The sequence below is a fragment of the Sphingomonas sp. TX0543 genome (genome assembly GCF_048565505.1).
Classification (GTDB): domain Bacteria; phylum Pseudomonadota; class Alphaproteobacteria; order Sphingomonadales; family Sphingomonadaceae; genus Sphingomonas.
The window spans coordinates 1756624-1770482 of the sequence record NZ_JBLZUS010000002.1; the positions used below are offsets into that span (position 1 = coordinate 1756624).

General features: G+C 67.5%; 12 protein-coding genes and 1 pseudogene. 6 read left to right on the forward strand and 7 right to left on the reverse strand.

The window, feature by feature from the left end:
- Nucleotides 1-32 precede the first annotated feature (32 nt).
- Together trpE and ACM61V_RS09085 are read right to left on the reverse strand one after the other, a co-directional pair.
- On the reverse strand, nucleotides 33-1538 hold the full coding sequence (gene trpE / locus ACM61V_RS09080) for an anthranilate synthase component I (RefSeq protein WP_137785791.1): 1506 nt from the start codon (nucleotides 1536-1538) through the stop codon (nucleotides 33-35).
- On the reverse strand, nucleotides 1522-3459 hold the full coding sequence (locus ACM61V_RS09085) for a peptidylprolyl isomerase (protein ID WP_137785790.1): 1938 nt from the start codon (nucleotides 3457-3459) through the stop codon (nucleotides 1522-1524). Before ACM61V_RS09085 ends, trpE begins: the two co-directional genes overlap by 17 nt.
- 118 nt (nucleotides 3460-3577) lie before the next feature.
- On the opposite strand from ACM61V_RS09085, the gene tpiA reads away from it, so the two are divergent.
- A complete protein-coding gene (tpiA, locus tag ACM61V_RS09090; protein WP_137785789.1) occupies nucleotides 3578-4309 on the forward strand; it encodes a triose-phosphate isomerase in 732 nt (243 codons plus the stop codon).
- 38 nt (nucleotides 4310-4347) lie between these two features.
- On the opposite strand, the pseudogene ACM61V_RS09095 reads toward tpiA, so the two are convergent.
- Together ACM61V_RS09095 and ACM61V_RS09100 are read right to left on the reverse strand one after the other, a co-directional pair.
- Nucleotides 4348-4614 (reverse strand): annotated as a pseudogene (locus ACM61V_RS09095) (DUF1905 domain-containing protein); the annotation flags it as partial.
- Nucleotides 4611-5990 carry a leucyl aminopeptidase family protein gene (locus ACM61V_RS09100; protein WP_137785787.1) on the reverse strand — a complete coding sequence of 460 codons (1380 nt, stop codon included), beginning with the start codon at nucleotides 5988-5990 and terminating at the stop codon, nucleotides 4611-4613. The pseudogene ACM61V_RS09095 and the gene ACM61V_RS09100, both read right to left, overlap by 4 nt.
- 79 nt (nucleotides 5991-6069) lie before the next feature.
- On the opposite strand from ACM61V_RS09100, the gene trxB reads away from it, so the two are divergent.
- Nucleotides 6070-7038: a thioredoxin-disulfide reductase gene (gene trxB, locus ACM61V_RS09105; protein ID WP_137785786.1), complete on the forward strand. Its 969-nt coding sequence runs from the start codon at nucleotides 6070-6072 to the stop codon at nucleotides 7036-7038.
- Nucleotides 7039-7101: 63 nt separating this feature from the next.
- Nucleotides 7102-8625, forward strand: coding sequence for a S10 family peptidase (locus tag ACM61V_RS09110; protein WP_137785785.1), 1524 nt, complete (start codon nucleotides 7102-7104; stop codon nucleotides 8623-8625).
- Here ACM61V_RS09110 and ACM61V_RS09115 read toward each other — a convergent pair.
- From ACM61V_RS09115 to ACM61V_RS09125, 3 genes are read right to left on the reverse strand one after another with little or no spacing between them, the layout of a single operon-like run.
- Nucleotides 8609-9394 (reverse strand): hydrolase 1, exosortase A system-associated, encoded by a 786-nt coding sequence (locus tag ACM61V_RS09115; protein ID WP_137785784.1) that lies wholly within the window; start codon nucleotides 9392-9394, stop codon nucleotides 8609-8611. The two genes, ACM61V_RS09110 and ACM61V_RS09115, sit on opposite strands and share 17 nt — an antisense overlap.
- Nucleotides 9382-9990 carry a hypothetical protein gene (locus ACM61V_RS09120; protein WP_137785783.1) on the reverse strand — a complete coding sequence of 203 codons (609 nt, stop codon included), beginning with the start codon at nucleotides 9988-9990 and terminating at the stop codon, nucleotides 9382-9384. The genes ACM61V_RS09115 and ACM61V_RS09120 overlap by 13 nt, the downstream gene beginning before the upstream one ends.
- A gap of 47 nt (nucleotides 9991-10037) precedes the next feature.
- Nucleotides 10038-10310 carry an acyl carrier protein gene (locus ACM61V_RS09125; RefSeq protein ID WP_137785782.1) on the reverse strand — a complete coding sequence of 91 codons (273 nt, stop codon included), beginning with the start codon at nucleotides 10308-10310 and terminating at the stop codon, nucleotides 10038-10040.
- 78 nt (nucleotides 10311-10388) lie between these two features.
- Between ACM61V_RS09125 and ACM61V_RS09130 the strand changes: the two genes are divergently transcribed.
- The 3 genes from ACM61V_RS09130 (at nucleotide 10389) to ACM61V_RS09140 (ending at nucleotide 13850) form a co-directional block, all read left to right on the forward strand.
- Nucleotides 10389-11879 (forward strand): acyl-CoA ligase (AMP-forming), exosortase A system-associated, encoded by a 1491-nt coding sequence (locus ACM61V_RS09130; protein WP_137785781.1) that lies wholly within the window; start codon nucleotides 10389-10391, stop codon nucleotides 11877-11879.
- The gene (locus tag ACM61V_RS09135; RefSeq protein WP_137785780.1) at nucleotides 11876-13108 is read left to right on the forward strand and encodes a pyridoxal-dependent decarboxylase, exosortase A system-associated; all 1233 of its coding nucleotides are present in this window, start codon (nucleotides 11876-11878) and stop codon (nucleotides 13106-13108) included. Before ACM61V_RS09130 ends, ACM61V_RS09135 begins: the two co-directional genes overlap by 4 nt.
- A gap of 94 nt (nucleotides 13109-13202) precedes the next feature.
- Nucleotides 13203-13850 carry an XrtA/PEP-CTERM system exopolysaccharide export protein gene (locus ACM61V_RS09140; protein ID WP_137785779.1) on the forward strand — a complete coding sequence of 216 codons (648 nt, stop codon included), beginning with the start codon at nucleotides 13203-13205 and terminating at the stop codon, nucleotides 13848-13850.
- Nucleotides 13851-13859 lie beyond the last annotated feature (9 nt).

Below are 13859 nucleotides of genomic sequence, written 5' to 3' on the forward strand. Positions count from 1 at the left end.
GATCGTGCCGCCGCCTGATCGGTGGCGGCGCGCTATTGCCCGAACCCGGCGGCGCTCGCCTCGGCGATCGCCTCGCGCGCGGCGGCGATCAGCGCGCCCGCCTTCGCCTCGCACTCGCGCTGCTCATAAACCGGATCGGAATCGGCGACGATCCCGGCACCAGCCTGCATGTGGATCGTCCCGTCCTTCACCACCGCCGTGCGTAGCACGATGCAGGAATCCATCGATCCGTCGGGGGAAAAATAGCCGACGCCACCGGCATAGGCGCCGCGCTTTTCCTGTTCCAATTCGGCGATGATCTGGCATGCGCGCACCTTGGGCGCGCCGCTGACCGTGCCGGCGGGAAAGCCGGCGAGCAACGCGTCGATCGCGTCATGCGCCGGATCGAGCCGGCCGACGACGTTCGAAACGATGTGCATCACATGGCTGTAGAACTCGACCATGTAGCTGTCGGTCACCGTCACGCTGCCGGCGGAGGCGACGCGGCCGACATCGTTGCGTCCCAGATCCAGCAACATCAGATGCTCGGCGCGTTCCTTGGGATCGGCGAGAAGGCCGGTGCGGTTCGCCTCGTCCTCACTCGCCGTCTTGCCGCGCGGTCGCGTGCCGGCGATCGGACGGATCGTGACCTCCCCGTCGCGTGCGCGGACAAGAATTTCCGGGCTTGATCCGGTCAGCGCGAAACCTGGCAGGTCGAGGTGATAGAGGAAGGGCGACGGATTGATCCGCCGGAGCGCGCGATAAAGCTCGAACGGCGGCAGCGCGAAGGGCGCCGTGAAGCGCTGCGCGAGCACGACCTGAAAGATGTCGCCCGCTGCGATATAATCCTTCGCGCGCGCCACCATCTCCCCATAGCGGCCCGGCGCGAGCACGGGGTTGAGCGCGATCGCCATCGGCTCGCCCGTCGCCCGCGCCGGCAGGGCGGCGGTGGACAGGCTCGCCTCCACCGCGTCGAGCCGTTCCTCTGCTTCCGCAATCAGCGTGGGAGCATCTCGGCTCGCATCTGGCCATACGGGGGCGACGAAGAACAGCGCATCGGCCAGTCGGTCGAACACCAGGATCACCGTCGGCCGCACGAACATCATGTCCGGTAGGCCGAGCGGATCGGCCTGGGGCACCGGCAGGTTTTCCGCCAGCGCCATCGTTTCATAACCAAAATAGCCGACCAGGCATGCCAGCGCGCGCGGAAGTTCGGCCGGCACTTCCGCACGACATTCCGCCACCAGTTTGCGCAACGCCGCCAGCGTCGGCTCAGCGCATGGCGTGAAGGCTTCCCGATCGGTCAGCCACTGCGCGTTGATCGCGGCGCGGTGGCCCTCTGCGCGAAAGACCAGATCGGGAGCGAGGCCGATCAGGCTGTGGCGCCCGCGAACGGAGCCGCCCTCGACCGACTCGAGCAGAAAATCGCCGCGCCCCGGCTCGATCAGCTTCAGCGCAGCGGCGACCGGCGTTTCGGTATCCGCGACGCGCCGACGCCATAGCAGCGCGGGGCGCCCGGCAGCGAGCGCGCTTTCGGCGGCGTTACTGATTTGACGCATCCTTGCCCAGAAGATCGGCCTTCACCCGCGCGATATCGGCCGCGTTGCGCTGCACCTTAAGCTCAGCCTTCACCGCGTTGGTGAACTGCATGGCATATTCGCGACCGACCAGCGTGCCCAGCTCTCGTTTTGTGGAGGCGACCAGCGGCGGCACCTTGCCGGCATCGCCCGCGGTGATCGTGGCGACCTTCACCACTATCCAGCCGGTGTTGTTCGCCGCCTCCAGCATCCGGGCCGCGCCTCCGGGCAGGCTGAACATCAGCGCCAGCGCCGGATCGGCGCCACGCTGCTGCGCGATCTGCCCGCGTACGCCGGCGAGCGGGCGGATCGCGACGCCGTTCACGCCGGCTGCAGCCTGTGCGAGCGGCGTGCCCTTCTGCACCTTGGCCAGCACTGCCGCCGCTGCCTGACGCGCTGCCTTGCGTGCGCGATCGGCGATAAAGTCCTTGGCCACAGCCTCGCGCACCTGCGTCAGCGGGCGCGGCGCGCTGTGGACGATGCGATCGAGCGCGACCAGCGCGAAGCTGCCGTCCGCCGCCGTCTGCACCAGCGTCGGCGAATCGCCTTCCTCGGCCGCGAAGCCGGCCTTGACGATCTCGGCCAGCGCGGGATCGGCTTTGGATGCGGGGTCGTCCGGATTGATGCCGGTGGCGGCCAGCGCGGGGCTTGTTTCCGCCGTCAGCTTGTTATCGGCTACCAGTTCGCTGAAATTGGCGTTCTCGGCGCTGGCGTCATCGAGCTTGTCATGGATCGAGCTCATCGCGGCGGTGGTCTTCTGAACGGTCAGCGCCTTGGCAATCTCATCGTGCACCTGCGCGAGCGTCTTGGCCGGCACCTGCTCGATCGCATCGACCTTGACGACGACAAAGCCGACACCACCCTTGATCGGGCCCACTACCGCGCCTTTGACCGCGCCGAACGCGGCGTCCGCGGCGGCGGCGGAGGTCTGCGTGGCATAGGCCGACTTCTCGACGCTGCTCAACGTGCGCGGTTCGAGCCCGGCGGCTCGCGCGGCGTCCGCGATCGAGCCGGATCTGGCCTTGGCGACGAGCGCGTCGGCCGCTTTCCGGTCAAGCACCACCACCTGGGTGAGCGAGCGCTTCTCCTTCGCCGCATATTTGGCCCGGTCCGCATTATAGGCCTGGGCAATCTCCGCCTCGGTCGGCTGCGCCTGCGCCTTCACCATTTCCGGGTTGACGCGCGCATAGCGGATCACGCGGCGCTCCGGCACGGTGTAGCGCGCGACGTTACGCTTGTAGAAATCGGCGAGTTCAGCGTCCGTTGGCGCCGGACCGGCGGCCGTCGCGGCGGCGGGAATGAACGCCGCCTCGCCGGTGCGTCGCTCGAGCAGCAGCGAGGCATAAGGCAGCGCCACCGAATCCGCCACCTGCGCCGCGCCCACCGTCGCGCCCAGCAGGAAGCGCGCCATCGCCTGCTGCGCGATCTCGGCCTGCACCTGCTTGTCGGTCATGCGGCGCTGCTGGAGGATGCGCTCATAGATTGCCTGATCGAACTTGCCGGTCGGCCCAATCAGCGCGGGGATGCTCTGCAACTCGCTGCCGACCAGCGCGCGGCTCACCGACATACCCTGATCCTGCCCGAACTTCTCCAGCGCGATGCCGCTGATAAGCTGGTCGAGAATACTCTCCACCCCGCCGTCCGCGATCAGCGTTGGCATGTCGATCGCCGGGTTCTGCTGGCGGATCTCATTGAGCTGATCGGTGACGCGCTGCTTGAGCTGCGCCTCACCGATTGCGGTGTTGCCGATGCGCGCGACCGTCGTCTTCGTCATGCCGCCGCTGCCCGAGCGCAGGCCGGTAACGTCCCCCGCGGCAAAGGCCAGCGCGATCATGCCCAGTATGACGAAGGTGATGACGAGCCCGACCTTGGAATTGATGAGCCGCCGAAAGAAACCGAGCATGCGCGTGAAAACCCGTAATGTTGCAGCGGAGGCTTTAGGGTCGGCTTCGGGTGGCATCAAGCGCCGAGCGCGGCTAACGAGCGGGCGGATGGAGATTGTTGCCGCCAAGGGGAGGAATATGCGTCGCAAGCTTGTTGCCGGAAACTGGAAGATGAACGGTTCGCTTGCGAGCCTCGCCGAGCTCGACGGGATCGGTGCGGCGCTCGATCCGCGCGTCGATGTCGCGATCGCGCTGCCCGCGACGCTGATCGCCCCGGCGGCGGCCCGCGCCGCCTTTCCGATCGGGGCGGAGGATGTGCATGCCGCGGACAGCGGCGCGCATACTGGCTGTATCTCGGCCACGATGGCCAGGGAGGCCGGTGCCACCTTCTCGATCGTCGGCCATTCGGAGCGCCGCCAGGGCCAGTGCGAAAGCGATGCGGATGTGAAGGCGAAGGCCGGGGCGCTGCGGCGCCATGGCATGGACGCGATCCTGTGCGTCGGCGAGACGCTGGAACAGCGCGAGGCCGGTAATGCCGAGGCGGTGGTGACGTCGCAGATTCGCGCTTCGCTGCCCGAAGGCGCGGCGGGGGACTGGCTCGCGATCGCCTATGAGCCGATCTGGGCGATCGGCACGGGCCGCACCGCGACGGTTGCGGACGTGGAAGCGATGCACGGCGCGATCCGCGCGACGCTGGCGGCGGTGCTGGGAGCCGAGGCGGCGGCAGCCGTGCGGTTGCTTTACGGGGGATCGGTGACGGCGGAGAATGCCGCCGCGCTGCTCCACGCGCGTGATGTCGATGGCGCGCTGGTCGGCGGCGCGAGCCTGACGGCGGCGAAGTTCGCGCCGATTATCGCCGCGGGTGCCTGAGCGCCCGCTCGGCGCACCGGGACCGATAGCGTGAGTTGCGTGATCTCGCCGGTCGCCGCGCCGGTTTTCTCACGCACCGCATTGCTGATTGGCACGAGATAGCCGCCGTCGCGCGGGAATAGCGAGGTAGTGAATGTGACGTCGCCTGGCGCCACGTTGACCGGGACGCCGCCACAGCTCGCGGTGCGTGCCGCGGATCGCGTCCGCATATTTCTCGGGCACCGGCGCGAAGAAGAAAGGTGCCGGCCCGCCCATTGGATGACCACCGCCGCGAAAGTGATTTCCACCGGCGGCGGGTCGCTCATGAATAGCGCGCCTTCAGCACCTCCCACGCCGCCCGCAGGCCGAGCGCGTCGCCGCCCTTGGGGCGCCCCGCCTTCGCCGCCGGCCGCCAGGCGAAGGTATCGACATGCGCCCACGGGATCGCTGCCGGCACGAAGCGCCGCAGGAACAACGCGGCTGTCACCGCGCCGGCGAACCCGCTGTCGGGCGCATTGACGATGTCGGCCACATCGGATTTCAGCATCTCGTCATATCCATCCCACAAGGGCATCCGCCACAGGGGGTCGCCGACGCGCGCCGCAGCCGACAGAAGCTCTTCCGCGAGCGGCTCGTCGTTGGCGAACAGCGGCGGCAGATCAGGCCCAAGTGCCACTCGCGCGGCGCCGGTGAGCGTGGCGAAATCGAGGATCAGCGCCGGTTCCCCCTCGACCGCCCTCGCCAGCGCGTCGCCAAGGATCAGCCGGCCCTCCGCGTCGGTGTTGGTGTTCTCGACCGTCAGGCCAAGCCGTGTCCTCAGCACGTCGCCGGGGCGGAACGCGTTGCCCGCGATGGCATTTTCGACGGCCGGGATCAGCAGGTGAAGCCGAACCTTGAGCCGTGCGCCCATCACCAGCCCCGCCAGTGCGAGCATGTGCGCTGCGCCGCCCATGTCCTTCTTCATCAGCCGCATCCCGGCGGCAGGCTTGATATCGAGACCGCCGGAATCGAAGCATACGCCCTTGCCGACGAGCGCGACGCGCGGATGCGTCGGGTCGCCCCATTCCAGCTCGATGAGGCGCGGGGCATTCTCCTTCGCCGCCGCCTGCCCGACCGCGTGGATCATCGGATAGCCGATCGCGAGCGCGTCGCCGCGCGTCACGCTGAAAAGCGCGCCGTGTTTCTTCGCCAGCGCCTCGGCGATGTCCTCGAGCTGCGCCGGGCCAAGATCGGATGCGCCGGTGTTCACGAGATCGCGCACCAGCGCGGTCGCCTCGGCAACGCGCAGCGCTTCCTCGATCTTCGCCGGTTCGCCGGATAGCAGCACGCGCGGCTCGCCAGGGTCGGCGCGGTACCGCTCGAAACGATATTGTCCCAGCAGCCAGCCGAGCATCGCCGCCCCCGGCTCGCCGGAGGCGAGCCGGTATGTGCCTTCCGGCAGCGAAGTGCCGAGCGAGGCGATCCGCCACGGCGAGCTTTCCGCTTCGTTGCATACCAAAAGGTACGACCAGTCCTCCGCCGCATCGCCCGGCAGCACCGCCCGCTCGCCCGCCTTGCCCGCGACCCTGTTGGCCGCAACGGCGCTCCGCACGCGCGGCGGCTGGCCGGCGAGCCAGTCCGTGAAGGCATCGGGATGGATGACATGGATCGCACGCGCCGTCTGCCCGCGATCGGGCTGCAACATGGGGGTAAAGTCCGTCATGCCGCCACCAAAGCAGGAGTTGCGCGTCCACGCAACGCGGGCGGTTTGCAACTGTCGAACGGCGTTCTACATCGCCGATATGACCACGCACACTACTCGCATGCTGATTCTCGGCTCTGGCCCGGCGGGCCTTTCGGCGGCCATTTATGGCGCGCGCGCCGGGATGCAGCCGATCGTCGTCCAGGGCATCCAGCCCGGCGGCCAGCTCACCATCACCACCGATGTGGAAAATTACCCCGGCTTCGCGGATGTGATCCAGGGCCCCTGGCTGATGGAGCAGATGCAGAAGCAGGCCGAGCATGTCGGCACGCGGCTGATGTGGGATACGATCGTCGAGGTGGACCTGACGAAGCGCCCGTTCCGGCTCGTCGGGGATGGCGGCGATATCTACGAGGGCGAGGTGCTGGTGATCGCGACCGGCGCGCAGGCCAAATGGCTCGGCATCGACAGCGAGGAGCCGATGAAGGGCAAGGGCGTCAGTGCCTGCGCCACGTGCGACGGCTTCTTCTATCGCGGCAAGCAGGTGGCGGTGATCGGCGGCGGCAATACCGCCGTGGAGGAGGCGCTGTACCTCACCAATCATTCCGATGACGTCACGCTGATCCACCGCCGCGATTCGCTACGCGCCGAGAAGATCCTGCAGGAGCGGCTCTTCGCCCATCCCAGCATCAAGGTGTTGTGGAACAAGGAAGTGCGCGAGTTTGTCGACGGCGGCGGCGCCGCCGGGCTGGTCGCGCTCGATCTGCGCGATACGGTGACGGGGGAGGCGTCGCGGCTCGACGTGCAGGGCGGTTTCGTCGCGATCGGGCATCACCCGGCGACCGAATTGTTCCGTGGGCATCTGGAGCTGGACGCCGACGGCTATGTCGCGGTGCACGCGGGATCGACACGCACCAGCGTGCCGGGCGTGTTCGCGTGCGGCGATGTGATGGACAAGGTCTATCGCCAGGCGGTGACAGCGGCCGGCACTGGCTGCATGGCCGCGCTGGACGCGGAACGCTTCCTTGCCGAGGCCGATTTCGAGAAGATCGCGGAAGCCGCCGAGTAGGGTTGCATGGCCCCCCTTCGTGGCGCAAACGTCTCGCCGGAAAGCCATAATTTGGGGGGAATGATGAAATTTCGGATCGCACTCGCTCTGTCTGCGGCGGGCATCATGCTGGCCGCGCCTGCCATCGCGCAGGACAGGAAGGGCGAGGAAAAGCCGCCGGTGGAAAAGGGCGGCGATCCGGCGATTCCTCCCCCGGTCGTCTCGGTCACGCATCATAACGGCACGTTCGGTGGCACGAAGATAGCGTTTCGTGCGGTCGCCGGTGACACCTATCTGAAAGACAAGGACGGCAAGCCGCTCGCCTCGATCACGTCATACAGCTACATCAAGGAAGGGCCGACCGATCCCAACCGCCCGGTGACGTTCCTGTGGAATGGCGGGCCGGGTTCGGGTTCGCTGTGGCTGCAGATGGGGGCGTTCGGGCCGAAACGCGTGGTGCTGCCGGATGCCAAGGATGATGGCGCGCCACCCTATCGGATCATCGACAACAATGCCTCGCTGCTGGACGTGACCGATCTGGTCTTCATCGATCCGGTCGGCACCGGATTCAGCCGCGCGCTCGGCAAGACCGATCCGAAGGATTATTGGGGCGTCACCGCCGACGCCAAATCGATGGCGCGCTTCATCCGGCTGTGGCTTGACGCAAACGGCCGCTGGAACGCGCCCAAGTTCATCGGTGGCGAAAGCTACGGCACCACGCGCTCTGCGGCGGTCATCAACGAGCTTGAGGGCAGCTACACCGATGTCGCGGTCAACGGGATCATCCTGATTTCCTCGATCATGGATTTCAGCCAGGCGGCGGAGGCGCCGGGCAACGAGCTTGGCTATGTCACCAACCTGCCGTCGATGGCGGCGACCGCCTGGTATCACGACAAGGTGCCGAACAAGCCGGCGACCGTGGAGGAATTCGTCGCGCAGGCCCGCGCCTTCGCGATCGGTCCCTATGCTTCGGCGCTGTTGAAGGGCAATGCGCTTACCGTTCAGGAGCGCGCGCAGATCCTGCCGCAGCTTTCCCGCTTCACCGGCGTATCGCAGACGTTTCTTCAGAACGCCGATCTTCGCCTGTCGCCGGGCCGGTTCTACAAGGAATTGTTGCGTGATCGCGGGCTGACGATCGGGCGGCTCGACACTCGCTACACCGGCAGGGACTATGACGCCGCCGGGGAAGAGCCGGATAACGATCCGAGCTTCTACGGCATCGACGGCTCCTATACGTCGGCGATGAACTGGTGGGCGCGAGAGGGTCTGAAATATTCGCCGGAGCTGGTCTATTCCTCGATCGGCGCCGTGCGTGACTGGGACTGGAAGATTCCCGGGCCCCGTGGCGGCGACATCTATGTCAATGTCGCGCCCTATATCGGCCGGGCGCTGCGCGAGAACAGCGGGCTGCGCGTGTTCGCGGGTCAGGGCTATTATGATTTCGCCACGCCGTTCTTCGGGGCGGAATATTCCTTTTCACGCACCGGAATGCCGACGGATGGCAGGATCGAGTGGCATTACTATCATGCCGGGCACATGATGTACGTGCGCGACGAGGATTTGCAGAAACTTTCGAACGATATCCGGGCGTTTATTCGCAAGCGGTGACAAGATCGCGGATCGCCGCCGTCAGCGCGGCGGCGTCCGCCGATCGCGCGAAGCTGTGTGAGGCGGTGGGGATCGTGATCGTGCGCGGCGCGATTCCAGCCCGCCGCGCCGCATCGGCATAGGCGATCGCGGTCGCATCCCGCGCGGCGAGCATGATGGTCACGTCAGCACCCCAGCGTGCGATCGCCGCCAACACGTCGTTGGCAAGGGTGTCCGTTTGGGGTTTTGGTAGAGATATGCGCCGCAAGCCACGGAGAAGCTTAGGGAACGAAACGCCTCCTCGTATCATGCGGCGCCACGTCGCCGGATCGCGGAGGCGCGCCGCGTAATGCGCGCGGATCGCCGCGGGCGGGGGAAGCTCGTCGGCCCGCGCTACGGTCCAGGGATTGGCGAGCATCGCCCGCTCGATCCCTGCGTCGCGGCCGTGGATCGCGATCGTCGTCGCCGCGTCGCAGTTCCCGAATGCCACGATTCGCGTCAGGTGCGGCGTGTGGGTCCGAAACGCAGCGCACGCCGCGATCAGATCATCGCGTGCCTCAAGAAACTGGCGATTGACCCCGCCAGAATCGCCGATCCCGCGGCGATCGTAGCGAAATACCGGCACTCCTTCGCTCGCCAGCGTCGCCGCCAGCGCCGCCATCCCGCGATGCGCGCCTGCGCGGATCTCGTTACCGCCCGATACTATCAGCAACCCGATCGCCCCGGCCGCCTCGTCCAGCGATCCAATCAGCGTATCGCCATCACAAGGGAAAGCGATCAGCCGGCGCATGTCGCGATCCATTGTAGAATATCGGATGCCACCGCTTCCTGTAGCACCGCGTCGACGGCCGGCTCGCTGCCACGCCATAATGCCCGGCCCGGCAGCCGGACGACGGCGTCGCGCGGATCGTCAGCCAGCCGGGCGGTGCGAACCATTCCGCGTGTCGATGGCAGCGCCGTGCCCAGCTCATCGACAAATGTCGGCGACAGGCGATTGCCGGCATAATCCTCGCCACCGCCAAGCTGGCGAACGCGCATCAGTTCGCGATGCTGTGCCGCGCCGCTCACGGGCGACAGGTGCCACCGCGCGGCAAGCGCCGCATCGCCATCGATCAGCGCGCCGCCGCGCCAGGCCATTGCGAACACCGCCTCGGGGAGTGTCGCGGCAGCGGCGGCGAACGCCGCCCGCCAGTCCGCGAGCGTGGCCTCTTCCGTCGGCACCAGGCTTTCATTCGTGCCGGGCAGATCGGGCAGCGCGCCGCCGATCCCCCGCGCCGCCAGCCGGCGCAGCACATCGACCATCGCGGCACGCGTGCGATTGGCCTCCTCGAACAGCGGTGCCGCCGCAATGACGACCGGGCCGTGATCCGGCCCGAAACGCAGCATCGCCTCGCGGCCGCCGCGCCATTCGTAATCGGTGACGCGCGGGGCGCTCAGGCAGCCACCTTTTCCGCCGCGAAGCGGGTGAGCGCGCCGAATGTCTCGAGAATGTCGCCATCCACATCATCATCGTCGATGGTGATGCCCAGGCGATCCTCCAATTCGGTCAGCATGCCCGCCACTGCCATCGAATCGAGCTCGGGCAGCGCACCGAACAGCGGGGTTTCGGCGTCAAAGCTCGCCACCTGCGCCTCCGGCAGCCCCAAAGCGTCACGCAAAACCTCGCGCACCGCGTGCTCGATCTCGTCCGTGCCTTCCCGGTTCATGCGCGATCCCTGTGCCTGCCTGCGACGCGCGTTAAGACGGGGGGATGAAATCCGCAACGGCTTCGGTCATGGAGGGGCATGGTTCCGCTCGATCCCGCCCCGCAACCGATCGATCATGTTCTCGCCGGGAATGGCGAGGCGCCCGCGCTGATCGAGCGGGGTGCAACGCTCACCTATCGCGAACTGGAGCAGGCGGTGGCGCGGCTGGCGGGCTGGCTTGCGGCATTCGGTTTCGCCCGCGGAGCGCGCGTCGCGAGCTGGTTGCCCAAAACGCGTATCGCCTGCCTGATGCCGCTTGCCGCCCCGCGCGCCGGATTGGTGCACGTGCCCATCAACCCGCTGCTGAAGCGCGCGCAGGTGGCCCACATCCTTGCCGATAGCGGCGCGCGGCTGTTGCTCACCCAGCCGCCCCGTGCCGCCACGCTGGAGCCGGGCGATCTCCCCGCCGGGGTGCGGCTGGAACTGGAAGCTGGCGATGGCGACGCGCTGGCCCCTTCGACGGCGGCGCCGGATGCACTGGCGGCGATCCTCTATACTTCGGGCTCGACGGGCCGGCCGAAAGGCGTGATGTTGAGCCACGCCAATCTCTGGCTTGGTGCGAACTCCGTTGGGCATTATCTTGAGATCGAACCGGAAGATCGCGTGCTGGGCGTATTGCCGCTGAGCTTCGATTATGGCCAGAGCCAGCTGCTGTCGACGTGGGCGGCCGGGGCTGCGGTCGCGCCGCTTGATTATCTCACCGCGCGCGATGTGGTGAAGGCGGTGGATCGTGTCGGCGCGACCACGCTCGCCGGGGTGCCGCCGCTGTGGGTGCAGCTTGTCGAGGCGGAATGGCCGGCGGAGACGGCCGCCCGGCTCAGCCGGATTACCAATTCCGGCGGCGCGCTGACGCCGCGGCTCGTGCGTGCGCTGCGGACGACTTTCCCGGCGGCGCGGCTTTACCCGATGTACGGGTTGACCGAGGCATTCCGCTCGACCTTTCTCGATCCCTCGCTCGTGGATAGCCACCCGGAGTCGATGGGCAGCGCCATTCCTCATGCGGAAGTGCTTGTGGTTCGTCCTGACGGCGCGCGTGCGGGAGCAGGAGAGGCCGGCGAACTCGTCCACGCCGGTCCGCTCGTCGCGCAGGGCTATTGGCGCGATGCGGTTCGGACAGCGCAGCGGTTTCGTCCTGCGCCGGCGTTTTCGCGCTATGGCGGAACGGCGGTATGGTCCGGCGATACGGTGGTGGCGGATGCGGAGGGGTTGCTGCGGTTTGTGGGGCGCAACGACGAGATGATCAAGAGCGCCGGTAACCGCATCAGCCCGGCGGAGCTCGAGGAAGCGGCGGTCGCCGGCGGCGAGGCACAGGAGGCGGTGGCGATCGGCGTGCCCGATGCGCGGCTGGGGCAGGCGATCGTGCTCGTCGTGCGCGGCGATTATGCGCGAGAGGCCGCGCTGCGCGAGCGGTTGAAGCGTGATCTGCCCAATTTCATGCAGCCGGCGCGGATCGAGTGGCGCGACGATCTGCCGCGCAATCCCAACGGAAAGCTTGATCGCGCGCGTCTCCGTGCGGAGTTGACGCCATGAAGCCGATGGGGCCGATCCCGCCTGAATTCGCCGGGCAGCACGGGCCGCTCACGATCGCGGGGCGCACCGCCGATATGTGGATCCGGGAGGCAGGCTCGCCCTGTTTCATATACGATCCGGCGATCGTGGCGTCGCGCATCGCGCGGTTCCGGGCCGGGCTGCCGGGGATCGATCTTCATTATGCGATGAAGGCGAATCCCAATCCGGCGATGCTGGCCGCGATTTCGCCGCTGGTGGATGGCATCGACGTCGCCTCCGCCGGCGAATTGTCGATGGCGCTGAAGGAGATGCCCGCCGCGCGCATCAGCTTCGCGGGACCGGGCAAGCGTGATGCCGAATTGCAGGCGGCGATCGCAGCCTGCGCCACGATCAACGTGGAATCGATCGGCGAGGCGCATCGCGCCCTCGCGATCGGCGACCGGCTTGGCATCCGCCCGCGCCTGGCGGTGCGGGTGAACCCGGATCTCGAGCTCAAAGGATCCGGCATGAAGATGGGCGGTCGGCCGTCCCCGTTCGGCATCGATGCGGAGCAGGCGGCGGCGGTGGTAAGGCTTATTCGCGATGCCGGGGCGGATTGGCGCGGCTTCCACATCTTCGCCGGCTCGCAGGCGCTTGATCCGGCCGCGATCATCGAGACGCAGGCCGCCACCATCGCGCTGGCAGCGCGATTGGCTGAAGAGGCGCAGGCTGCCCCGCCGCTCGTCAATCTGGGCGGGGGCTTCGGCGTGCCGTATTTCGCCGGAGACAGCCCGCTGGATATCGAACGGATCGGCGCGGCGCTGGGCGAGGCGCTGGCGCGGCGCCCCGCTATTCTCGCGTCCGCCCGCTTCGCGATCGAACTGGGCCGATGGCTGGTGGCGGAGGCGGGCGTTTACCTCACGCGCGTGATCGACCGGAAAGAGAGCCGCGGCGAGACGTTCCTGGTGGTCGATGGCGGGCTGCACCATCAACTGGCGGCAAGCGGCAATTTCGGCACGGTCGTGCGCCGGAACTATCCGATCGCGGTGGCGGGCGACATGGGGGCGTCGGAGACGGAGGCGGAGACGGTCTCGGTGGTCGGTTGCCTGTGCACCCCGCTGGATCGCCTGGCCGACCGGGTCGCATTGACGCATACGCAGCCCGGAGACATCATCGCGATCTTCCTCGCCGGTGCCTATGGGCTCACCGCGAGCCCCACGGCATTCCTCGGTCATCCCGCTCCGGCGGAGCGTGTCGCGAGTCTTTCCTAACGCTATCTTCACCTCTTCGCCTCATAGGCCGAAGGCAAGTGTCCTCGACGGGAAAGACGTTTCCTGCCGGTTCGGGCGCGCCAAGGAGATTATTATGCGTTTCGGCAATGGTTCCCGTGGCTTGGTGGCGGCAGCGATCGTATCGATGCTGCTCGCCGGATGCGCGGGAGACAAGGCGCGGCCCGCCGCGCTGCCGCCCGCCGCGTTTGTCGCCAAGGCGGAACAGCCGGGCGAGGAATATGTCATCGGCCCGCTCGATTCGCTCCAGATCTTCGTCTGGCGCAACCCGGAGCTGTCGGCGAAGGTGCAGGTGCGCCCGGACGGCCGCATCACCACGCCGCTCATCAACGACATGCCGGCGGTGGGCAAGACGCCCGCGAAGCTCGCCGACGACATGAAGGCGGCGCTGGGCGAATATATCAAGGATCCGATCGTCTCGGTGATCGTGGAGAATTTCTCCGGCACCTACAGCCAGCAGGTGCGCATCGTCGGTGCGACCGAAAAGCCGGCCTCCCTGCCGTTCCGGGCGAATATGACACTGCTTGATGCGATGATCGCGGTCGGCGGCCTGTCGCAATATGCCGCCGGCAACCGCGCGCGGCTGATCCGCTACGATCGGGCGACCGGCAAGCAGCACGAATATCAGCTCAAGATCAATCGCCTGCTCAAGAGCGGCGATCCTTCCGCGAACGTCAAGCTGGAGCCCGGCGACGTTATCATCATCCCCGAGAGCATGTTCTGAGGGCGCGGC